The sequence below is a fragment of the Microvirga sp. RSM25 genome (assembly GCF_044784385.1).
Classification (GTDB): domain Bacteria; phylum Pseudomonadota; class Alphaproteobacteria; order Rhizobiales; family Beijerinckiaceae; genus Microvirga; species Microvirga tunisiensis.
In genome coordinates this window covers 755,198-777,465 of record NZ_CP173040.1, presented here as the reverse complement: position 1 = coordinate 777,465, position 22,268 = coordinate 755,198, and the positions used below count along the sequence as shown (strand labels likewise).

The 22,268-nt window shown below is 63.4% G+C and carries 14 protein-coding genes and 9 pseudogenes; 6 read left to right on the top strand and 17 right to left on the bottom strand.

The window, feature by feature from the left end:
* Nucleotides 1-186: 186 nt before the first annotated feature.
* From ACD578_RS29780 to ACD578_RS29750, 7 genes and pseudogenes are all read right to left on the bottom strand, one after another.
* Nucleotides 187-1,170, bottom strand: coding sequence for a polyprenyl synthetase family protein (locus ACD578_RS29780; protein WP_404294559.1), 984 nt, complete (start codon nucleotides 1,168-1,170; stop codon nucleotides 187-189).
* Nucleotides 1,171-1,309: 139 nt separating this feature from the next.
* A pseudogene (locus ACD578_RS29775) lies at nucleotides 1,310-2,642 on the bottom strand (cytochrome P450).
* A pseudogene (locus ACD578_RS29770) lies at nucleotides 2,642-3,482 on the bottom strand (SDR family oxidoreductase). Before ACD578_RS29770 ends, ACD578_RS29775 begins: the two co-directional pseudogenes overlap by 1 nt.
* Entirely contained in the window at nucleotides 3,469-3,777 is a 309-nt protein-coding gene (locus ACD578_RS29765) for a ferredoxin (RefSeq protein ID WP_404294557.1), read from the bottom strand. The pseudogene ACD578_RS29770 and the gene ACD578_RS29765 overlap by 14 nt, the downstream one beginning before the upstream one ends.
* A gap of 1 nt (nucleotide 3,778) precedes the next feature.
* The gene (locus ACD578_RS29760) at nucleotides 3,779-5,062 is read right to left on the bottom strand and encodes a cytochrome P450 (RefSeq protein WP_404294555.1); all 1,284 of its coding nucleotides are present in this window, start codon (nucleotides 5,060-5,062) and stop codon (nucleotides 3,779-3,781) included.
* 94 nt (nucleotides 5,063-5,156) lie between these two features.
* Nucleotides 5,157-6,358: pseudogene (locus tag ACD578_RS29755) on the bottom strand (cytochrome P450).
* 16 nt (nucleotides 6,359-6,374) lie between these two features.
* Nucleotides 6,375-6,478, bottom strand: a pseudogene (locus ACD578_RS29750) (cytochrome P450); the annotation flags it as partial.
* A gap of 969 nt (nucleotides 6,479-7,447) precedes the next feature.
* On the opposite strand from ACD578_RS29750, the gene ACD578_RS29745 reads away from it, so the two are divergent.
* Together ACD578_RS29745 and ACD578_RS29740 are read left to right on the top strand one after the other, a co-directional pair.
* Nucleotides 7,448-7,690: a hypothetical protein gene (locus tag ACD578_RS29745; protein ID WP_404294553.1), complete on the top strand. Its 243-nt coding sequence runs from the start codon at nucleotides 7,448-7,450 to the stop codon at nucleotides 7,688-7,690.
* A 1,032-nt stretch (nucleotides 7,691-8,722) separates the two neighbouring features.
* On the top strand, nucleotides 8,723-9,061 hold the full coding sequence (locus tag ACD578_RS29740) for a DDE-type integrase/transposase/recombinase (RefSeq protein WP_404294551.1): 339 nt from the start codon (nucleotides 8,723-8,725) through the stop codon (nucleotides 9,059-9,061).
* Between the two features lie 62 nt (nucleotides 9,062-9,123).
* On the opposite strand, the gene ACD578_RS29735 is transcribed toward ACD578_RS29740, so the two are convergent.
* Nucleotides 9,124-9,591 carry an SgcJ/EcaC family oxidoreductase gene (locus ACD578_RS29735; RefSeq protein ID WP_404294550.1) on the bottom strand — a complete coding sequence of 156 codons (468 nt, stop codon included), beginning with the start codon at nucleotides 9,589-9,591 and terminating at the stop codon, nucleotides 9,124-9,126.
* Between the two features lie 404 nt (nucleotides 9,592-9,995).
* Here ACD578_RS29735 and ACD578_RS29730 point away from each other — a divergent pair, with 404 nt between their 5' ends.
* Nucleotides 9,996-10,985 carry an IS110 family transposase gene (locus ACD578_RS29730; RefSeq protein ID WP_404294548.1) on the top strand — a complete coding sequence of 330 codons (990 nt, stop codon included), beginning with the start codon at nucleotides 9,996-9,998 and terminating at the stop codon, nucleotides 10,983-10,985.
* Nucleotides 10,986-11,481: 496 nt separating this feature from the next.
* Here ACD578_RS29730 and ACD578_RS29725 read toward each other — a convergent pair whose 3' ends face one another.
* The 3 genes from ACD578_RS29725 to ACD578_RS29715 form a co-directional block, all read right to left on the bottom strand.
* On the bottom strand, nucleotides 11,482-13,248 hold the full coding sequence (locus tag ACD578_RS29725) for a recombinase family protein (protein WP_404294547.1): 1,767 nt from the start codon (nucleotides 13,246-13,248) through the stop codon (nucleotides 11,482-11,484).
* Between the two features lie 303 nt (nucleotides 13,249-13,551).
* Nucleotides 13,552-14,523 carry an IS110 family transposase gene (locus ACD578_RS29720; RefSeq protein ID WP_404294545.1) on the bottom strand — a complete coding sequence of 324 codons (972 nt, stop codon included), beginning with the start codon at nucleotides 14,521-14,523 and terminating at the stop codon, nucleotides 13,552-13,554.
* 19 nt (nucleotides 14,524-14,542) lie between these two features.
* The gene (locus tag ACD578_RS29715) at nucleotides 14,543-14,863 is read right to left on the bottom strand and encodes a hypothetical protein (protein WP_404294543.1); all 321 of its coding nucleotides are present in this window, start codon (nucleotides 14,861-14,863) and stop codon (nucleotides 14,543-14,545) included.
* A gap of 191 nt (nucleotides 14,864-15,054) precedes the next feature.
* On the opposite strand from ACD578_RS29715, the gene ACD578_RS29710 reads away from it, so the two are divergent.
* Complete coding sequence (locus tag ACD578_RS29710; RefSeq protein WP_404294541.1) at nucleotides 15,055-15,210, top strand: hypothetical protein; 156 nt, start codon at nucleotides 15,055-15,057, stop codon at nucleotides 15,208-15,210.
* A 62-nt stretch (nucleotides 15,211-15,272) separates the two neighbouring features.
* Here the strand turns inward: ACD578_RS29710 and ACD578_RS29705 are convergent, their stop codons facing one another.
* On the bottom strand, nucleotides 15,273-16,487 hold the full coding sequence (locus ACD578_RS29705; RefSeq protein ID WP_404294539.1) for an MFS transporter: 1,215 nt from the start codon (nucleotides 16,485-16,487) through the stop codon (nucleotides 15,273-15,275).
* 308 nt (nucleotides 16,488-16,795) lie between these two features.
* Nucleotides 16,796-17,050: a hypothetical protein gene (locus ACD578_RS29700; RefSeq protein ID WP_404294537.1), complete on the bottom strand. Its 255-nt coding sequence runs from the start codon at nucleotides 17,048-17,050 to the stop codon at nucleotides 16,796-16,798.
* 824 nt (nucleotides 17,051-17,874) lie between these two features.
* Between ACD578_RS29700 and ACD578_RS29695 the strand changes: the two are divergent.
* Nucleotides 17,875-18,806: pseudogene (locus ACD578_RS29695) on the top strand (IS110 family transposase); the annotation flags it as partial.
* Between the two features lie 30 nt (nucleotides 18,807-18,836).
* On the opposite strand, the pseudogene ACD578_RS29690 reads toward ACD578_RS29695, so the two are convergent.
* From ACD578_RS29690 to ACD578_RS29680, 3 pseudogenes are all read right to left on the bottom strand, one after another.
* Nucleotides 18,837-19,022, bottom strand: a pseudogene (locus ACD578_RS29690) (IS3 family transposase); the annotation flags it as partial.
* Nucleotides 19,023-19,038: 16 nt separating this feature from the next.
* Nucleotides 19,039-20,074 (bottom strand): annotated as a pseudogene (locus ACD578_RS29685) (IS110 family transposase).
* 200 nt (nucleotides 20,075-20,274) lie between these two features.
* A pseudogene (locus ACD578_RS29680) lies at nucleotides 20,275-20,748 on the bottom strand (IS3 family transposase); the annotation flags it as partial.
* A 52-nt stretch (nucleotides 20,749-20,800) separates the two neighbouring features.
* On the opposite strand from ACD578_RS29680, the gene ACD578_RS29675 reads away from it, so the two are divergent.
* Nucleotides 20,801-21,094 (top strand): transposase, encoded by a 294-nt coding sequence (locus ACD578_RS29675; protein WP_404294535.1) that lies wholly within the window; start codon nucleotides 20,801-20,803, stop codon nucleotides 21,092-21,094.
* Here ACD578_RS29675 and ACD578_RS29670 read toward each other — a convergent pair.
* Nucleotides 21,065-22,225 (bottom strand): annotated as a pseudogene (locus ACD578_RS29670) (IS30 family transposase). The gene ACD578_RS29675 and the pseudogene ACD578_RS29670 overlap by 30 nt on opposite strands.
* Nucleotides 22,226-22,268: the final 43 nt, after the last annotated feature.

Here is a 22,268-nt window from a genome sequence, read left to right as displayed (position 1 = left end):
GCGGCGACGCACCCCGATGCTGGCGCCGGTCCGCCGCATAGGCTTGCGCGCAGCGCGCCACGTGCGCCGCGGCCGTGCTGGGCACCCGCTGCGATCGGCGCCGCGGACTCGGACACAGTGCAGCATGCACAGCTGCCGCCGGCCGATCGCAGCGGCACAGGGGCGACTCCATGCGGACGGGCGCACTCATGCGCATGGCGCGTGCTTGAACAGATACGCGTTGGCCCGCTGCAGCATCTGGGCCAACCGTTCCGCACGCGGCCCCAGCGGGGCGATGGCCTCCGCGGCGTCGCGCAACAGTTCCAGCGCGAATTGGCGCGCTGCCTGCAGCCCCATGATCGACGCGCAGGTCGGCTTCTGCGCCGCCGCGTCCTTGCCGGGGGTCTTGCCCAGCGTCGCGGTATCCGCTGTCGTGTCGAGAATGTCGTCGACCACCTGCAACGCCAGGCCGAAACAGGTGCTGTAGCGATCGAGCGCACAGTACAGCGCAGCGTGTGCGGCATCCTCCGCGATGGCGCATAGCGCGCCCATGCGAACGGACGCGCGCACTAGCGCTCCGCTCTTCATCCGGTGCATCGCCACGATCCTGTCCAGCTCGACGTGCTTTCCGACCAGCGAGAGATCCATGGCCTGCCCGCCTGCGGCACCCTCGGCGGACACCGCCTGCGCCAGTTCGCGCACGAGCGCGATACGGTTGTCGCCCGGCGCATCCAGGCTTGCCAGGGTCAGGAAGGCGTGCGCCTGCAGCGCATCCCCGACCAGGATCGCAGTGGCTTCGCCGAACTTGACGTGCACGGTCGGAAGGCCGCGGCGAAGCACGTCGTCGTCCATCGCGGGCAGGTCGTCGTGGACCAGGGTACAGGCGTGCATCATCTCGATGGCGGCGCCGACGTCGTCGAGCATGTGCGCCGGCGTGTCGGCCAGTGCACTGGCAGCCAGACAGAGCAAGGCGCGGGTGCGCTTCCCGCCATGCAAGGTGGCGTAGCGCATTGCCGCCATCAGCTCGGTCCCACCGTCGTCTTCGGCGCAGAGAAGACGCGCCAGCGCCTGTTCGACCCGCTTTGCGCCGTCCTGCATCCAGATCTCCGGCAGCAGCCTGCCGGATGCGCCGCGCGCGGAAACGCCAGCTCGGTCGTCGTGTAGCGTGGAACCGGTCTGTATGTTGTTCATGTCCTTGTCCCTGACAGGAGACGGCCACGGCGAGCGGCGAGCCCCCGCGGTGTTGCCGGCGTCGCACCGAGCGCGCGCCGAGTGCAGCAATGCCGGGGGGCTCGCCGCTGCCTCGCCACACGGGGCATGCGATGCCAGCTCATGAGAACCCGATGCGGATTGTCATGGGATGTGCGGTCGGGTAGTAACGCCGGCCTTTTTTCGTCGCCGCTCAGCAACCGCGGCCGCACCCCGGCCTTGTGCATGGTCAGCGCCAAGGCGATGCAGAACTGCACCAGTTCCAGCCATATCAGGTGATAGCCGATGCAGACGTGTGGGCCGGTACCGAACTGCAGCATGTCCACTGGCCGGATCGGCTCCGTGCGTTGCAGCCACCGCGCTAGGTGGAACTGATCAGGTGCCCCGTGCAGCAGCGCCGAGGTCGAGAAATGCAGCCGCGGGATGCACAGATGGGTGCCCGCGGGAATGCGCCGTTGGCCGAGTTGCAGTTCCTGCAGCCCGGGACGCGGCAGGAGCGTGGTCGCCGGATGCACGCGCAGAGTCTCGCGGAACAGCGCCTCGGCGACCGGACACTGCGCCAGGTCCGCGTGCCGGGTCGGCACCGCGCCCACGCGTTGCGCCTCCTCGACCAGGGCGTCCCACAGCACAGGCTGCCGCGCCAGCTCGATCACCATCCAGGCCATCGTCGAGGCGGTGGTGTCGTGACCAGCAAGCAGCAGCAAGCGAATATTGGCGACCAGGACGTCATCGGAGAGCGCAGCGTCGCTGCGATTGAAGGCGCTCACCATGTCGTTGATCAACCCGGTGCGCGCGGCATGCGCGCGCGCGTCGCGGACGAACTGGCGCAACTGCGCGTCGACCCAGTCGCGGGCGGCGCGGCCGCGCCGCAAGGGCAGTCCGGGCAGGTCGACCGGGGGCGCGACGATCAACTGCAGCAGTTGCCGGTACTTGCGATGCCATCCCGGCAGGTCCTGCGCGGGGATTCCCATGTGGCTGAATATGAGCTTGAGCATCAGGTCGCCGGTTCCGCGCAGGATGGTTACGTCGCCGCGGTCGCGCCACGCCTGCACCCGCGCCCGGATGACGGGCGCGAAGGGGTCTCCGATGCCGGCCTGGATCAGCCCCTTGGGCAGGAACGCCGCCTTGATCGCGTCGCGCGCCTGCCGGTGCGCGCCGCCGTCCTGGGCGACCAACGTTCTGCCAAGCAATTCGGGCGCGATCTCTTCGATCAGCGCCGAGGACACGTCCTTGTGCCGGAGCAGTGCGAACGCATCCGGATCCGCGCAGGTCATAAGGTGTCCGGCAGGGCCGAAATCCAGCCAGAAGTGGCTGCCCAGCGTCCGTTCCGCGTGCCGCGGCAGGTCGCAGACGATGGCGGGAAGATGTCCGACCAGTGGGAAAGCCCCGGGCTCGACCGGGATGTCGTACCGCAGCCGGTGCCGGCGGTCCAGCGGGTTGAGCAGCATGTCAATCAGCAGCGCGGCGCCGCGGCCGCTTCGGCGGTGTCGCCGGCAGGCCGCGCGGCGCGGCTGTTGCCACCGTCGGCGTACGTCGGCACATGCGCCAGAATGCCGCCGTCGATGCACACGACTTGGCCGGTGATGAACGCAGCATCGTCGGAGAGCAGGAACGCCACCAGCGCGGCCACGTCCTCGGGGCGGCCGACGCGTGGCAGGAGCTGGTGCCGGCGCAGATGCCGTTGCATGCACTCGTCCAGCTTGACGCGGAGACGCTCGGTCATGGTGACACCCGGCGCAACCGCGTTGCAGCGGATCTGCGCATGATCCGTACTGGGTGGCGAGCGAGGCCGACGGCATGTTCATCGCCGCCTTCGACGCGGCGTAGGACGTCTGCGCGGTGTCACCGCTGAGCCCCTGCCACGACGACATGTTGACGACCGCGCCACCGCCGCGGGCGATCATCCGTGGGATTGCCTGCCGGCAGCAGAGCAGCGTGCCGCGCAGGTTGGTCGCTGTGGTCTGATCCCAGACCGCGAGGTCCAGGTCGAGGATCGCGCGGTCGCGCGGGGTCAGATGCATGGCGCTCGCGTTGTTCACCAGCAGGTCGACCCCACCGCAGTGCCGCTCCGCCGTCTCGAACAGCGCTGCCATCGCCTGCGCATCGGCGATGTCCATGGCCAGGGCCAGCGCGTGGCCCGCTTCGGCCGCGATCTGCGCGGTGCAGGCCATGGCCGCCGAGCCATCAATATCGGCTACCACCACTCTGCCGCCCTCGCGCGCGAGGGCGAGGGCGCATGCCTTGCCGATGCCGGCGCCGGTCGCCACGGCCACCTTGCCTTCAAACCGTCCCATCGTGTCCTCCTGGATTGCGTTGGTCTTTCGCGGCATGCCGCTCGGCCTCCGCCGGAGAAGGCGCGGGGTCGGCGCTGGCGCGCTCGTCATCGCCAGCGTCGTTTTCGATGACCCGAATGGCGGCGACCGGGCACTGGCTGGCCGCGAGCCGCACGGCGGCGTGCAGCGCCTGCGGGACCGTCGCCACGCACACTTCGGCCACGCCGTCCGGCTCGCGCTGGCGAAAGGTGCCCGGCAGCGTCAGCACGCACTGCCCGGTGGTTCCGCACAGATCCTGGTCGACCACGACGCGCATCTCAGCCTCCCTGCGCATGCAGCCGCACCGGCAGCGCGCGAAACGTCCTAAGGAACGCGGAGGGCTCCCGGGTCGGCTGCTCGGCCAATGCCAGCGCGGGGAAGCGCGCCTGGATCCGCGGTAGGCTCTCGGCCAACTGCACCCGGGCCAGTTGCGCACCGGGGCAGAAGCGGATGCCGTGGCCGAAGCTCAGCATGATCTTCCCGTCGGTCGACATGCCAGGACTGGTGCCGTAGAACCGCGCGGGATCGAGGCGGTCGGGATCGGCGAAGGCGTCCGGGTCGCGATTGCCGGCCGCGATCAGCACGCGCACGTCCGCGTTCTTCGGGATCACCACGCCGCCCAGTTCGATGTCGCGCTGGGCGATACGCGAAGTGGGGCTGAACAGGACGGGCGCGTCGCAGCGCAGGACTTCTTCGACGAATGCCTTCACCCCCACGGCGTCTCCCTGCAGCCAGTGCCGCTGTTCGGGATACGCCAGCATCGCCAGGACCGCATGGTCGATGGTCGCAGCAGTGGTGGCGAAGCCGCCCAGCAGCATGCCCCACAGCATGCTCATCAACTCCGCATCCGACAGCGTGTCGGCATCGTGTGCGCCGACCAGCATCGACACGATGTCGTGGCGGGGATCGGCGCGCTTGCGCTGTATGAGGTCACCGAAGTAGGCCAGCACCCTGGCACTGGCCGCGTCCGACGCGGCGAGCTGGGGATCGCTGGCGTGCGGGGCTAGGCCTTCCACAATGGTGCCGATGCCGGCGGCGAGCCCGAACATGTCGTCCTGGGGCATGCCGAACAGTTCGGCGAAAACCAGCATGGGCACGGCCAGCGCGAATTCCCGATGCAGGTCCACCGCCTCCCCGCGCTCCAGCGCGGGCGCCATGCCGTCCAGGCGCGCTGCGACGATGCGCGCGATGCTCGGCCGCAGGTTGTCGATCTGGCGCATAGTGAAATCGGGCGAGATCAGCCGGCGCAGACGCGTATGCGTCGGTGGGTCCTTCATCGCTAGCGTGGACGCCAGCAGATTGAGCGACAGGCTGGTCGCCGCACGCGGGAAATCGCGCGCCAGTTCGCCCGGCGCCGGTCCCCGAAACGCATCGCCCGTGGCCGTGAGCGCCCAGTAGATGTCGGCGTGGCGGCTCAACAGAAAGAGGCCCGACGCCGCGCGATGCACCGGATCGTGCTCGCGCAACCACCGCATGAACGGATACGGGTCGTGGATGCACGCTGGCGACGCCAGTTCGGCGAAGGCGTCCCGGCATGCTGCCGTGGTTTCTTGCACGTCCATATTGGTTACCTGTTGGCTGGATGATCTGACCGGCGCGCGCCAGGCGCTCTGGCAAATTACGGAGAAGATCGCGATTCCCGGCGGCGTCCGCCCATCACCAGAGCACCGGGAACTCCTCGAACCCGCCAGTGATGATCTCCTTGCGCAACTTCAGTTCTTCGGGCACCACCGCCAGGCGCAGCGCGGGAAAGCGCTGGAAGATCGAACCGAACACCACCTTGAGTTCCAGCCTGGCCAGCGCCACGCCGATGCAGTAGTGCGGCCCGTAGGAGAACGCCAGGTGCGGATTTTCGTCCCGCCCGATGTCGAAGATTTCCGGGTCGTCGAAATGGCGCGGATCGAACGACGTCGCCGGCAGGCCGACCAGCACCTTGCTCTCCGCGGGAATATGCACGCCCGCGATGGTCACGTCGGTCCTCGGATAGCGCATGATGCCGTCCCAGCCCGCGCCCGGCGGGTACATGCGCAGGATTTCCTCCACCGCCTTGTCCACCAGAGATGGATCGCCGACCAGGCGTTCGCGCTGTTTCGGATGGCGGAACATGGCAAGCAGGCCGAATTCGATCTGCGCGACGGTGCTCGCGTGCCCCGCCACCAGCATGCCCGCCGCCAGGCCGATCGCCTCTTCCTCTGTCACCTTGCCCTGGTCGACCGCCGCGAGCAAATCCGTCAGCAGGTTGTCGCCCGGATCCTGGCGCTTGTCCCGCATCTTGCCGCGAATGTAGGCGCGCAGTTCTTCACAGGCCAGGCGCGACGCACTGCGCGGGCCGCTTTCATGCTGGTGCGTCATCGCCTCGTCGGACATCCCGGCGAAAAAGGCGTGATCCTCGTAGTGCACGCCCCTCAGCGCGCTGATGACCATGGCCGGAAGCGGAAAGGAGAGGTGGCGCCGCAGGTCGGCGGGCTGGGGCTGGGCCGCCAGCGTCTCGAACAACTGCGCGGCGATCGCCTCGACCTGCTGCGCGAGCAGCTTCGCCCTGCGGTTGCTGAAGGCCGGCACCACGATCGTGCGTAACCGGGCATGCTCGCCCCCTCGTGCGAGACCAGCCACCCCGGCGAACCGAGAATCACCGAATCCGGGGTGAATGCCGCCGGCGGCATTCCCGCGGGCCGCAACGCCGCGTCGGACAGCGCCGCCTTGGCCTCGTCGTAGCCTGTCACCCACCAGCCTTCGTGCCCGGACGGGACGCGCACGCGGTGGATCGGACCGTTGGCGCATAGCGCCAATATCTCGGGCGAGGGCTCGATGTGATCGACGCGCCACATCGGCAGCGTCGGCAAGGGTTGTTCGGACATGGTGGCATTTCACTCTCTAAGCGATGGAAGGGCGGAAGGTGACCGCAGGCGCTGCGGGCAGCGAATGACGTAAGACGGCATGTAGACGACCTCCTCCGCGGCGATGGTCAGCGCCAGATCCCAGTAAAGTGCGACTGAGATTCACGTTCGTCCACGCGAGACAAAATTTTGATCATACATGCGCTTCTAGCATCACGGGATGGCCTGAAGGAGCGTTTATCAGCTTAAGTTGATGGTGCTGCCCTGACACGTTGCTTTTCTTCCCTCGTTCCATTGATCGCGCTGTCACCCAAACCTGAAGATCCGGTCGGCAGCTACAGCGCCGCGCAACGAGGAAGTTGCAAAAGGCAAGCCAACTGCGCAGAAAGAGCTGCAGAAGAAATGTTCTGCAGATTATTCAACGACTTCGATGAGAGTGCGGCAGGATACTAGGCCACACAGCACCGTGTCGGAGACTCCACAAAGCCGATAAGAGGTGTCGGGGGCCCAACAAATTTCCAGGGATGGCTGTCGCTGAGCATGTTGGCGTGAGATTGAACGAAGCCGCTCCGCGGCGTGACGAGCACGGTTGCCGAGGTGCGTCCTGCCTGAGAAGATGAGGTGTTGGAGCCCACCTCTCAGACAGGAGTCACGAGAGCATGAGGTTTTCTGGGGCGGCTATGGAGCGCTCGAGGGCAGCTCTCGCTGACGGGCAGGTAAACATGGTGAGATGGCGGGCTCCTGAAACTGATTCATGACTGAGTGCACCACAGATCCTTATGCTCCCAGTGTCGACCGCGAAGACAACCCTGCTCCCGGCAACCGGCCATCAATGGCGCCAAACGAGTACGCAGCGCGGCCGCAATATCTGCCTTCTGTTCGCCGCCCGTCAAAAGACCGGCAATGACATCGTTGAGCAATTGCGAGAAAGGACTTGATCAATGAGCTGCGATTAGACAACCCATCTAAACACTTGGTCCGAATTGCCAGCTCCTGTGCAGGTACGCGACCAGACAAGCCCATCATATGTGAATGAACCCTGCGTCCCAGCGCGGGCATTCGCCCGCGAGCATGAAAGTCACTTGGCAATGTGCTCGCGTCGGAAGCGGCTTGACCCGGGAAGAAGACGGGCGGCTCGTCTTCGTGGACGGTACGCTTGCAGCCATTCTGCTTTGCCGTCCGGATGACTGCGAAGGCCCTGAGCTCAGGGGCAGCTGGTTCATAGAGGCTGGGTTCGGTCCGATCACCGGAGTGCAGGAAACATTCCCGAGCCTCGAGGATGCGGTGGCCTGGATCCTTCGGCGCTTCAAAAGCTGGGAATACCTCATGCGCCGGAGCAGCGCGCTTCATTAGAAGGCCGCAGAAGCCATTCTTGCTCCAGGGGCACCGTTCCACGTCCAAGATGTCGGATGATGGCTTCTATCTGTTCCATGCCCTTGCGGCTGCGCCTGCTTTCAGAGCCACTATCGAGTTCGTCTGGGGGAGCCTTTAAGATGCCGTTCTCACTCTGGGGCATCTTTTCCAAGTCCTGCATTGACAATGCCTGCCAGCGGTCGCCGTATGGGACTTTGCGAGACATGAAACGTCTGCACTTGGCTTCGCAACGAGGGCGTTGATGTTTGAATCAGATGTCTAGGGTGCTTAGAACGGCATCGCCACGGTCTGAGCAACCGATTCAACGTCACGTGCACTCGTTAAAGATCGTTAGTAATGGGGAGAGCCGCTTTGGGCCGTGTCTTGATCTGGTCACAGTCAAGCTGCATAACTCCGGCAACTTCAATAACACAAGGGTGGAGAATGAGGAGAGGGTATCTTATTGCTGTCTATGGGCGGGTGGGACTTATCGTTGCGGCATTCGTGCTGATTGCTGGGATCATCGCAGCCCCTCTTCTCCCAAGCGTTGGGTCGCCTGTCGTAACTGCTTCCAAACCTTAGTATGTGCCGGCGTTTCGCCTGCCTATCACACCAGCAAGCCTACAGGCAAATTAGCCGCGAGCCCGCTTCGTCAGGACACCCCAGGCCAAGAGGGAAGCGACCGCCTCCCCCTCATACTGAGCTACCTATTGGAGGTGTAGGTCCGGCCAGATTGAGACCCCCATTCGCCAGGTCAACGCTGAAGCACTTGAATAGCCCAAGGAACTGGTTGGTGGTAATCTCCATGTCGAAGCTCTTAACAAGCAAAGGATCCGCTTCATCCTGAAGCCACTGAGCAACCGTCTCGTAATCAGCCATGTGCACGATGACCGCTCGCACGTTGGCTGATCGAGGCCTCCAAGTTGACGATACGACGGTGTTTCGCTGGATTCAGGCTTATGTACCAGAACGGGACCAGCGCATCCGTCCGCATCGGCGCATGACAAACGGCTCCTAGCGTGTGGACGAAACATGCATTCGGGTGAAAGTGACTCGGTTTATCTCTACCGCGCCGTCGATGCAACCGGGCAGACCATCGACTTTCTGCTTTCTCCAAAGCGGGATGCGACTGCCGCCCAGACGTTCTTCCGCAAGACCTTGGGGCAACCGCATGTCGAGCAGGACCGCCGGCGCATCAAGCGTCTGGTCCGGTCGGGGCTGGATTTCAAAAGCTTTTCGACCAGCTTGCAGACCATTGCTGGCTCTGAGGCAATGGCGATGCTCCGCAAGGGACAGGTTGTCTGTGCACTAGCAAATGCCATGGGCGCTCAGCGCGACTTCATGGCTAACCTGTTCGGTGAAGTCGCGTAACTCGCGTCCCTGTTGGCCTTCGCCCGACCTATGTCAAAAGTTGCAACAGAACCTTTACGTGCTCAATGTGCCAACGCCTTCTCGGGCATCATTGAGGAATGATGCGAGGAGATCAGCCACGTGCCATTCTTGTACTCGTAGGTATAGGTATAGCGGGCCGGAACCTGCGAGCCGTCCTTGAACGTGAAGGTGTAGGTGCCCGCATCAACCGCTGAGTTGCAGCCGATCCTGATGACACGGCTATCGACTTTGCCGCGCGGGTGATTCTGTAAGAAGTGCTCAAAATAGTCGATGCGCTCGGCCTGGGTCAGGCGCGGCTTGTTCGACAGGGTCGGGAGCAGGATGGCATCATCCGCGTAGTTCTTCGCCACTTCCGTGGCCTTCAGCGTGGCGAGAGAGTCGTTCCAACGGTCGAAGAGCTCGGCGATGTCGGCCTCGCTGACCACAGCGCAGGTTTGGGAGGAGGCAGCCGCGGCAGGTTGCGCCTGGACGACGGCAAAGGCAAGGGTGGCGGCAATCACAAAACGCATGGTTAGGTCCTTCTGACCGTGCCATCGAGCACGCCTCGGCAGCCAATCGCGAGGATCGTCTTAGTCCAGCTAGTGGAGTGACACCAACGCTTTTTTCGCACGGGCGACCTTTCCAGGACAGCTGAGACCGGGGCTGTGCGGATTTCGCTGATCGTGAGCGGCGATTTTACGCGATGGTGAGCGCTCGTTTCATCTGATCGTGAGCAAACATTTCGCGCGATCATAAGCGGCTGCTTCGGCCGACAGGTTGCAGGGGGAAGCATAAGGATCTGTGTGTTGGGGTGGACGGCCCCCTTACGGCATCGCTGTGCCAGAATGAGGTCGTTGCAGATCTCAAACACGGGAGACCGTCCATGGACCACATTATTCGCATCGGCATGGATACGTGAAAGCACGTCTTCCAATTGCACGGGGTGAACGCGGGCGAGGAGCCGGTCCTGCGCAAGAAGCTGCGGCGCCAGGATATGGTGGCCTTCTTTACGAAGCTGCCGCCGACCATGGTCGGGATCGAGGCCTGCGGCGGATCGCACCACTGGGCGCGCTTGCTGCAGTCGCTCGGCCATCAGGTGAGGATGCTCCCACCCCAGTTCGTCAAGCCTTACGTTAAGCGCGGCAAGAACGATGCCGCTGACGCCGAGGCGCTGTGTGAGGCGATGAGCCGGCCGACCATGCGCTTTGTACCGGTCAAGTCCCCTGAGCAGCAAGCGGCCCTGATGCTGGTGGGCTTGCGCGATCGCCTGATCCGCCAGCGCACCCAGCTCGCCAATGCCATTCGTGGCTACGCGGCCGAGTTCGGGCTGATTGCCGCTACAGGGATCTGCCGGGTCGAGCCGCTGTTGGAGCGGATCAAAGCGGATGACACGCTGCCGCCTCTGGCCCGCGAGCTCTTCGACATCCACGCCAAGGACTACACCCAGTTGCAGGCCCGGCTCGAGGAGGTCGACGACAAGCTGATGGCCTGGCATCGCGCCGACGAGTGCAGCCGCCGTCTCGCCAGGATCCCCGGCGTCGGGCCGATCGGCGCCTCGATGCTGGTGATGAAGGCGCCGGCCCTGGAGGCCTTTCGATCGGCCCGGCACTTTGCCGCCTGGCTCGGCCTGACCCCGAAGGATCATTCGACCGCCGGCAAGGTGCGGCTGAGGGTGATCACCCGAGCGGGCGACGAGGCCTTGCGCAGCGTGCTGGTGGTGGGCGCCACGGCCTTGCTTCAGCAGGTGCGCCGCGGCCGCGGCTCCGCCTCGCCGTGGCTGGCGGCGTTGCTCAAGCGCAAGCCGCCGAAGCTGGCCGCGGTGGCGCTGGCCAACAAAATCGCCCGGATCGCCTGGAAGCTGATGGTCACGGGTGAGGTCTATCAACCTCAATCTGCCCCGCCGGCACGGGCGCACGCCGTTTAGAGATCAGCCTGAGACGGGAGCCGCCCATCCCGCTCCCGGGCTGAGGCCGGGCCTTGCAAGGAAACGAGGAGATGGTGTGATCGATCGATCCAAGACACGAGAGATTCCGTGCGGGCCAATGGCCTTGACAGGTCGCCGTCTTGTTTGGACCTCGTGTCGCGGAAGCCATTTTGGCCAACGGTCATGTGCGAGCGCAACAACAGGCCGGACATATGACCGCAAGCGATCCGACCAAAACACTGTCCAACACCCTTGCGAGGCGGGGGCCGTTCTCCAATCGCGGGTCTCCGGTCAAGCGCAAAGAGTTCTGGCACCATTGCTTCTCCCCGGATCACGGTTCTCTCCGCGGTCGGCACTGGCCGCCGCATGATCGGGTTCAACAGCACGAGCCTTCCAAGGTCCACAGCGTGATCAGCTGGAGCTTCCAGCTCTCACAGGCCCCGCTCACGGAATGACCCGTACCCTCGCCCCGAGGAGCAAGCACAGCACCCAGCACTCACCTCATGACAAACGCTGGGCTCATCTCTCTCCTCCCCATTCTCATGCGGCACCTGCCTCCATCTTGCTCCACCGGAAGGGTTCCCCCGTCCGCCAGATCGCATGCAGGATGACGACGTATTGGACAATGGTGCAAAGTTCGGCCTGTCTCAGGTGGACCTGAGAAGCCGGGATCAACCCGGAAGATCACCCGGACAACATCATCGGCCACCTCGATGCGCTTGACGAGGGTACAGATAATGTCGCGCTTCGTCGCCCAATCCGCACCCGCGAGCCGATCGTGCACCGTCGTGGCAAACAGGTCGAGTTTGCCGATAACGAGGTGCAGCGAGCGGACTTGCTCATCGGCCTCCTGTTGAGCCTTGGCTTCGGCTTCCAGCCGGGCTGTTCGGCGGCGCAACGCAGCCAGGCGCGGCTCGAATTCGGGCTTTTCGATCAGTCCCTCCGTGTAGCTGTCGATCAGCCGCTCGGTTGCGCGGCGGGCCTTGGCGAGTTGACGATCAAGGGCATCGAGTTCGAGCCGATGCGGCGTAGCCTGCACCGCGTCCAGGCGCCGCTGATACTCTGCAATCACCTGTGCCGGATCGCCGAGCAGCCGGCGAACTTCGTTCCACACCGCCTCATCAAGCAAGTCCGTGGCGACCAGCCGGGCATCGCACCGGAATGCACCGTGGAAGCGGCTGCGGTCGGTGCCGCAACAGCGATAGTAGCGCCACTGCCCGCGATGGTGATGGCCGGTGAACCCATAGCCGCACTTCTGGCAGACCAGCAGGCCGCGCAGCAGATACTGGACGCCCGCAAGCCGCTGGCGACAGCGTCTGCGGTTCTCCTCCAACTGCTCGGCGACACTTGCAAAGAGTTCTTCGCCGACAATCGCCGGCACCGCGATGCTGATATGCCGCTCAGTCGGGGCGAGCACTTGCCGCCAGGGCCGTCGCGGCAGGCCATCATGGCCGCGCGGCGGATGAAGCGGCGGCCGCCATGGCACGCTTTGGTGGCGACCATAGAGGGCTTGTCCCGCATAGGCAGGGTTGAGCAGCATGGTATGGATCATCGCCCGGCTCCAGTGGAGCCGCCCAGTCGGACTTGGAATCCCGCTGTCGTGCAGGCGCCGGCAGACCCCGGCCAGTGTCAAGCGCTCGTGCCCGACCCAGGTGAAGATCTGGCGCACAATCCGGGCGGCCTCCTCGTCGATCTCATAGCGTGCATCTCCCCCGCCAGCCTCACGCTTGATGTAGCGGTAACCGAAGGGCGCACGGGACAGGACACTGACGGCCCCGGTTTGGGCGCGGTGGCGTTTGCCGCGCCGGCTGCGCTCCAGCACCTTGGCCCTCTCGTACTCGGCGAACATGCCCTGCAACTGCAGCAGCAGGCTGTCCTCGGGCGTGGTCCCGATCGGATGATTGAGGAAGACGATTTGGGTGCCGGCTTGGGTGAACTCCTCGATCAACAGAACCTGATGGGCATAACTGCGAGCGAGGCGATCCGGGGACAGGACATAGACGAGATCGATCGCCGACAACGCCACGAGATCGCGCAAACGCTCCAGCGCGGGACGGATCAGGCTGGCGCCGCTGTGGCCGTTGTCGATGAACCGCAAATCATCTCGGATGCAATGGCCATCCTGTTGTGCCCGTGCGGTCAGCTCCGCCAACTGGCTGTCGATGGTGTGATGCTCAGCCTGCTGGTCGGAGGAAACACGGGCGTAGAGAGCGACTTGCAGGGGCTGTGGGGCCGAAACGGCTCTCAGGTGCTGAGTTCTCATCGCATGCTCCCTCGGAAATAGCGGCCTGTGCCCTTGATGGCCGGGACCCGGTGCGCAGGGGCAGGAGGCGTTCATAGGCGCGTCCCAAGACATCCCGACTGCCCCGTCTGACCTCGAAGCCGATCTCAAGGCGCAGGGGGCGGCGCCTCTTGCAAAGCTTGACCATGGCGGTCCTCGTCCTTCATCGGTCTCTGGTTCGTCCAGAGCCGGTTGAAGGATTTAACGTGGGATCTGTGGTGTGACGCCGGAGCGCCTCGCGAGCGACTGTATGGACAAAGCTGATCGCAAACTTTGCACCATTGTCTAACACGCCACAGCCAACTTGCGGGCCAGGGCGACCCGGGCCTTGTTGAACCCACTGCGCTGCGCCAGCCGCACCGCCCAGGCCTTGAGCGGCGACCAGCGCTGCACCCGGGTGAGCAGGACACCGGCCGCCTCGAACAGGTATGATCGTACCAGTTCGTCCCCGCATTTGGAGATGCGGCCGCGTCGGTCGACCTCGCCGGACTGGTACTGCCGCGGCGTCAGGCCCAGATGCGCTCCGACATTGCGGGATTGGCGAAAGCGATCAGGGTGTTCGATGGCACTGACAAAGGCCAGCACCGAGAGGGCCCCGATCCCCGGCACGCTCATCAGAAGCCGGCATTCGGCACGCCGACGCACCTCCTGCCGCACGGCCTTGTCGAAGCGGGTGATCTGGTCCTTCAGCTCGCGCCAGACCTGCAGCATCGGCCGCACGATCCCAGCCACGGCAGGCTGATCCGTCACGAGGGTCTCGACCCGCTCAGAGAACGTACGGCCATGGGCCATCCCGACCACCAGGCCAAAGACCTTGAGGATGCCGCGGATGTGGTTGGACAGCTGCGTGGTCATGCCAACCAGCTGCCGGCGGGCACCGAGCAGGGCGCGGAGCCGATGCGCTTCGAAGGATTTGACGTGGACGCTGCGGTACCAGCCGGTGCGAACAATCTGCGCCAACCCTTCAGCGTCATTGCGGTCGGTCTTGTTGAGCTGCATGGCCAAAGCCGCCTTGGCGTGGCGGGCATCGAGACAGATCACCTCCAAGCCATTGCGACGCAGTCCGTGCACAAGCCAGGGCATCATCGGACCAGTCTCAACTCCGACCTGGAGGTCGCAACCGTGCCGGTGCAGAATCTCGGTGATAGCCTCGGGATCGGTCGGCTCCGTGCCGCGCCACAGGCGGCCCTGCTCATCGACGATGCAGATCGTGGTCTCCTTTTGTGACACATCCAAACCGGCATAGTGGGTCATCATCTGCTCCTGCTCTGTTGGGCTAACCAGACTGTCGCCTGATCGGCGTCTCCGCTAGAGCTCTCGCGCTACCCGCGATTATCCGATGTCCACATATGGCCCGCCGATGCTCGCGCGAGACGGCGATGCTGGTGGGATGAATCACGTAGGCCTCGATGCCCCGCGCCCGCAACCAGCGGGCCAGCCAAAAGCCGTCACGGCCAGCCTCAAAGGCGACCGCGATGCGGGTGATCGTGCAGCCAGCCTGGACGGCTTCGTCCTGCCAGCGGTGCAGAAGGCGCAGCAGCCCGTCCTGGTCCGGCTCCAGCTTCTTGAGCGGATGGCGCTCGACACCTGGCACCATGGCGGCCACGAGCCAGCTGGCCTAGCTCATCTCGACGACTGCGATGATCGTGCTGTCCTGCGCGAGTGCGATCCGGGACCGGCTCAAGTCATGGGACTGTGGCATGGGGCGCTCCTTTGGCTAACTCCACCGACGATGATGCACTGTCCTCGCCGCGTCCCCATAGCTTCTCAAGCCCGAGGAGCAGTGCAATGCGTTCGTCAAGCGCCATGGCGAACGCTCTGCCCGGCTCAGTCGACGGCCTGCATCGGCTCGCCCGTCGCGAGTTCGGCCGCCTCAAACGTCACCCCGAGATAATCGTCCGCTTCTTCCGCCATGCAGGTCTCTCCGTTTCCGGGATCCCGTAAAGATCATTAGAAGCCCTCCCAACTCCTCGGTCACTGAAGAGCGACGTTACAGCAACGGAACTTTAGCCCGCTGGCGCTGTATCGGGAGGAATAGACACGGTTGCGATGGCTGCACCGACAGAGGCGATGCCAGCCAAAACGAATGTGGCTGTCAATGATTCCGTTATCACCATCCCCGCAATGGCCGAGCCCACCGCGGAGCCTGCGCGATTCAGGCTCATCGAAATGGACATTACGCGGCCAAGCTGTTGCGGATCGGTGCACCGTTGGCGCAAGGTCAGCAGCGCGACATCGATTGGGCCGGACATCACGCTGGCGAGCATCAGGCCGATTGCCAGACCGCCGAATCCAAACTCCGCCGCAACCGGCCATGCTGCAAGGGCGGTGACGACCATTCCGGCGGCCATAACATAGCGCTCGCGTCCAATGACGCGCATATGCCCGGCGAAGATCGCACCGGCACCTCCGGCAATACCCATCGCAGCCCACAAAAGCCCGGTTGCTGAACTGCTCGCCGTGGCGTAGTGATCGGCCACGAACACCGGAACCACCACGTTGAGGGCACCCCATGTGATCTGATACAGTGAATAGGTGGGGGCCAGGCCGCGTAGCGTCGGCTGCCGAGCCACCATCTGAATGCCTTCGATCGTTTGGCGCAGAAAACATGTCTGTGTGGAAGCCAATCCCGGCAAGCGTTGGACGTTGGACAAGCAAATCGCGGCACCTGCATAGACTGCGGCGATCATAGACATTGCAGCTTCCGGCCCGAGCCAGGCGGCGACCACGCCCGCCATCGCCGGCCCAATGACATTGACGATGGCATAGACCGCGGTGTCCAGCGCATTGGCCCGACCAAGCGCGTGGTGTGGAACGAGTCGCGGCAGCAGAGTGCGGGTTCCCGCGGCGCCCAAAGGGTCAGTGAGCGAGAATAGTATCACCAGGATGAACAAGATCGGCGGATTGGACCAACCGGCCCAACCGGCGAAGCTGATCGCGGCAATGAAGACAGCGCTGGCGATCATGTTGATCCTGATCGCAATTGTTGGCCCTACCCGATCAAGCAGAACGCCCGCGGCAGGGCTTACAATCAGGCCAGGAACGATCGCCCCAAATGTAAGCCACCCTGCAAGGGCCGGTGACGAAAACTGCGCCAGCACAAACAAAACCAAAGTGAGGGCGAACATGCATCCGGCCAGGCGGGACAGGGAAGCAGCAAGGATCAGACGGAATAGGCCAGGAATCTTCAACAGACCGCGGTATGAGTTCTGCCGTTCCATGGTGACCTGCACAGAGTGGTTAGGTTGTTGAGCATTGAAAGGCAAGGATGCCGGAAGTGGACGGCCTTGAATGATAGCCTAGTTTGAAAATCACTGCATGACCGGTCACCAGTCCATCAGGATGGCCACCTCTGACGTGTGCGGTTTACATGCCCGCAATGGCCCGCCTTCTCGCTGCGATAGATTGATTTCTGCGCCGCCCCGGCGGGTCGCAAACGTGGCGAATGATTTCAACGATCTTTTTGCCGGTTGCTCATCCTTCTGCTTGAAGATGGGTCTTGCCTGAAAGAGCGGCATCCCTTGGCCGTTTAGTTCGCGGCCCGAAATTCTGCACGGTCATCGATTGCGCGCACGCCGTCGGGCTGCATAGGGTTGAGAATTGCGTCCCAGTCCACCAACTGACGGTCGAGCGCCAGCAAGCGTATGATGGTCCAATCAGTGCGGACGATGAAATCTGCCCCGACTGAAATCACCTTCTCAAGTGATGGAGCACGCGCATAGTCGAAGAACTTGGATGAAGCCCCAGGGCCCTGCTGTCCTGTCTCAAGTAGAGCGTCCTTCAAGATAGGATCACTAGCACATAAAGGCAAAGCGACAATCCCGCTAATAATTACCCATCCCATGAAGGCTGTTGACTGGTCATCGGATTCCTTTGAACTTAGGAGGGGGCGAAATCCTCATCGACAGAACTTGGATATGCCGGTCGATCCGGGGATCTATGATCATCATAAGCCATGATAGACAATTCGGCTTCGTCAACTTGAGCCGAGAAGCGCTCTTTCAGGTCACTCCGACCAACCCTCACCCATTAAGAGGACGTCGCCGGCCTCCCGGCCGATATGTTCAAAAAGGCAAGTAGACTCGTTAGGGTGACGGTGCCACCCTGCCATGGTGCTTTCCTTCCTTCGTTCCATCGATCGTGGCAACCCGCACGCCATGAATGCCAGTCGGCCGCTCCTGGTGCCTCGCACCGAAGGAGTTTCAAAACTCGTGCCACTCTGGCGGATCGAGCCTCAGAAGGAATGTTGTGCTTATGCTTCAAGGACTTCCATGAGAGTGCGGCAGGAAGCCGGGCGGAACAGCACCATGGCGTGGACCTGACAAACCCGACATCAGGTGCCGGAGGCCTGACGTTTTTGTGGGGAGCATCCGAGTTCGTAGAGCCGTCAATCGGCGAGCTGAGCTCCGTGAGGGGACGACCACGGCCTCCGCACAGATCAGCCCAGAATTCCGCCGCTTGCCGCTCTCGTCAGACGTATGCTGGATTTTGATGGGTATTCGGCCTGCCGCCGGAGCCCTCGATTCCCGGTGAGGTGCTGCACTGCAGGCTGATGGTACAACGAGGATCGTTCGGAGCGGCCTCAGGCCTCAGAGGGAGAAGCGCAGCATGAAACACTATGCGGGTTTGGATGTCTCGGTCAAAGAGACGTCGGTGTGCATCGTTGACGAGACAGGGAAGATCTGCCGTGAGATCAAGGTCGTCTCTCATCCCGAGGACCTGCTGCAGCTTCTGCAAGATCCCGCCTGGCACCTTGAGCGGATTGATCTCGAGGCGGGGCCGCTCTCGCAATGGCTCTTCGAGGGACTGGCCCAGGCCGGGCTGCCTGTCGTGTGCATCGAAACCCGACATGCCAAAGCCTTTCTCAAGGCGCAGATCAACAAGAGCGACCGCAACGATGCGCGCGGCATCGCCCAGATGATGCGGGTCAACCTGTTCCGACCGGTTCACGTCAAAATGCTCTCAAGCCAGAAGCGCCGAGCCCTGCTCACCGCCCGCAAGCTCCTGCAGGAGAAAGCCCTCGCGGTTGAGAACGACATCCGCGGCCTGTCGCGCAACTTCGGCCTCAAGGTCGGTGTCATCGGCGCCGTCAAGTTCGAGGCGGGCATCCATGGGCTCATGGAGGGCATGCCGGATCTGGCTGAGATCATCGCGCCCCTGCTCCAAGCCCGACAGGTGCTGCGCGAGCACTTTGCCACTCTTCACCACCGGCTCTTGGCGGTGGTGCGCGATGACGAAACCTGCCGCCGGCTGATGACGTTTCCTGGGGTGGCCCCGTGGTCTCCTTGGCCTTTGTCTCGGCAATTGACATCCTCGCCCGGTTCCAGAATTCCAAGGCAGTGGGATCTGCCCTGAGCTTGACTTCGGTCCAGCATCAATCGGGCGAGAGCCGCCGGGTCGGCCGGAACTCATTATACGGTGATGCCATGGTGCGAACCCTGCTGTTCGAAGCCGCGCAAGCCCTGCTCACACGAGTGACGAAGTGGTCGTGGCTCAAGACCTGGGCCATGCGAGTGGCTCAGCGGCGGGGAGCCGGAAAGTGATCTTCCCCCGATTGAGTGGACACCGGGTTAGCTCGCTGTCCGCTCGGCCTGTTCGGGTGTGAGATACCCGAGGGCCGAGTGCATGCGCTGCCGATTGTAGTAGCTCTCGATATAGCCGAACAGATCCCGTCGCGCCTCGTCGCGGGTCGTCCAGCGACGCTGATGAACCAGCTCGACCTTCAAGGAATGGAAGAAGGATTCCATCGGGGCATTGATGCTCCTATAGAGGTCAAGGGGTTGAAGAGATGGTCGTGGGAGGCCTGCTGGCGCGGCAGAGATAGCCGAAGATCTCCCGTGCAACAAAGCGCTTCAGACAGCGAATGATCTCCATCTTGCCCTTACCCTCTGCCGTTCGCTTTCGGACGTAGTCGCGGGTGGGAGAATGGCTGCGCATCCGGGGAATGACCACACGATACAGAGCGGCGTTGGCCTGACGGTTGCCGCCGCGGTTGAGCCGGTGCCGCGAGGTCTTGCCGCTCGAGGCGGGAATGGGACAGGCCCCGCACAGTTTGGCGAATGCCGCTTCGGAGCGAATACGCTCAGGATTATCGCCCACCAGGATCAACATCTCGGCCGCCGTGCCGGTCGCCATCCCATGAGCCTCCTTCAGAGCTGGGGCGTAGGCGGTGGTCAAAGCATCGAGCATCAGCCAGCGTCGGGCCAGAGCGCGTAAGGCTACTTTGGCGGAGGCTGTCGGGTCTGTCATCCCTCCTGGCCGCAGGGCTGCGAGATGCCGGATCAGCGCCATCGTGCCGGTGAGCCCCTCAAGGCTCTCGCAAGGCAGTGGGAGCGTTGATGATGATCGTCTTGAGGGTGACCATCGCCTGGGTGCGGCTCTTCACGGCGGTGTCGCGCGCCACCTTGAGGTGGCGGATCATCTCAACTGAACTGGTGCCCGACTTGGGAGTCGCACGGGCTTGGCCACTGAGAACGGCACGAGCCGCGTTCTCGGCATCCAGTGGATCATTCTTGCCGTGCTGGTGCCGGATCTGGCGATTAGGTCGGTTGACCTCAATGACGCGATGGCCCCTCTCCTGTAGGAAGCGCGACAAGCCAGCCCCATAGGACCCGGTTCCCTCAATGCCAAAGGCTCGGACGCGGCCCAATGAATGGGCCCAGGCCTCCAGCTCCTGATAGCCTCTACGGGTCGCCGGCAGGGTCATCGCGCCAAGGCGGCTGCCCAGTCCATTGAGAGCAACAGCAGCATGGGCTTCTTTGTGGGTGTCGATGCCGATAATGATCTCGGCGGGATCGGTGTCATGCATTCCTGGTCCTCCGCGGGTGAGGTCCTGGCGGGTTCCTGCGGGCGGACAGGACTGTGACGGGACAAGATCCCTCAAGCTCCTATCAAGTCACGCGACAGCAGACTGCCAGGTGCCGCCCGGAGGACCGACACGTCAACGCAATGACACGCGGTCAATCATAGCAAGGGTCAGGCCCTCCGAGCGGCTCTGATATTCTCACAGTCAAAGCAATTGCCTGTCCGGCTCATCGATGGCCTGGCATCCATCGCAGCAAGCTGCCGGGCATACGCCTCAGCTGCGTATTGGCTTCCACGATCCGAATGGTGAATAAGACTAAGGCCTGGTCGTTGGCGCTGGGCTGCCATGATCAATGCTCCCAGGGTCAGCTCAGCGCGCAGGTGATCGCGCATGGCCCAGCCCACCACCTTCCGGGTGGCCAGATCCAGCACCACGGCCAGATAGAGCCAGCCCTCATCGGTGGGGATGTAGGTCATGTCGGCCAACCAGACCCGGTTCGGCTCGAAGACGGTGAACTTCTGCTGCAGCAGGTTGGGCGCAATCGGCAGCTGATGACGACTGTCCGTCGTTGCAGGCCGGAAGCGCCGACGGGCCAGGGCGCGAAGGCCATGCCGGCGCATCAGTCGCTCGATCCGTCCGCGGCTGACCCGATGGCCTTCTGCTTGCAAGGCGGCATGGTGGACTTGCTCCGGAAAAATGGCGAGCTTCTCATGAAGCAGGAGGATCTCCATGCCGAAGACCCGTTTTACGAGAGAGTTTCAGGATGAGGCCGTCTGCCTCGCCTTGACGAGTGGGCGCTCCCAACGCGCGATCGCCGACGATCTTGGGGTGAACCGTTCGACGCTCGCGCGCTGGATGGCGGAGCACGAGGACACGCGGCCTTCGTCGGCCACGCCGCCCAATGAGGACGTCGTGGAGGAGCTCAAGCGGCTGCGGCGCGAGAACGAGGTGCTGCGCCAAGAGCGCGACATCCTCAAGAAGGCCACGGTGAGTTCAATCGATCAGCGCAACAGCTTCGGCTAGCATAGCGCCAGGGGTCCTAAAGCCAAGGGTTTTCCTCGGCCGGGTGTTGAGTCTAAGGGCAATCGCGTCGAGATCATTCTGACTGTAGACGGACAGGTCCGATCCCTTGGGGAGATACTGGCGTAACAAGCCATTGGTGTTCTCGTTACTCCCGCGTTGCCAGGGGCTTTGCGGATCACAGAAGTAGACGTCCACGTCAGTCGCGACGCTAAACCGCTTGTGCTGGGCCAGTTCCATGCCTCGATCCCACGTCAGCGACGACATCAATCCCTGAGGAAGTTGCTGCACCTGGCGAACAAGAGCCTCCACCACGCTGGCGCTGTCTTTGCCTTCGACATGGACCAGCATGACAAACCGGGATTGGCGTTCAACTAGGGTGGCAATATGCGTGTTCTTGCCGCCCGCGAGCAGATCGCCTTCCCAATGCCCCGGCACAGCCCGGTCCTCGATCTCGGCCGGGCGATCTCTGATGGAGACAGCATCAATAATCTGGCCTCTCGGCTGGCCGGCCGTGCTCGCTGTCTTGCCGCGCCGCATGACCCGTCTGCTCCGCAGGTGGCGGGTCAGCTCCTTGTGGAGAACGCCGCGGGCTTGGATGAACAGGCTCTTGTAGATTGTCTCGTGAGATACACGCATCGTTCCGTCATCGCGATATTCAGCCTTGAGCCACCCTGAGATCTGCTCAGGAGACCACTGGTTCTGAAGCTTCTCCGCTACCAACTCCTGGAGGGACTTGTTGATCGCCAGAAGGCAGGCTTTCGGACGCAAACTTTGTTGCCAGGCACGCTCGTCAGCTTGCGTGGCACGATATCTCCTTCATCCCCCGTTCCGACAGACTTCTCGGCTGATGGTCGAGGGTGATCGCCCAAGCCGGTTCGCGATCTGGTGGAATGACCATCCAGCTGCGAGGCCACGCGATATCTCCTCGCGTTCTTCAGACGTGAGCGAAAGCCGAGAGCGTGTCCTCGGCGATGGAGCAATGCCTCCCTTGGCGAGCACGACGCCAAAGACTGACCCGGCATGCTTGCCAAGAGCACGGCCGATGTCACTCAGCGACTCGCCAGCTCTCCACCGGGCCCAGAGTTCCCTTTTCTGCTCTGCCGATAAACCCGGCCGCCCCGTACGCGCCATCATGGATCCTTTCAGACACCGAAAAATCGATCATGGTGCGCTG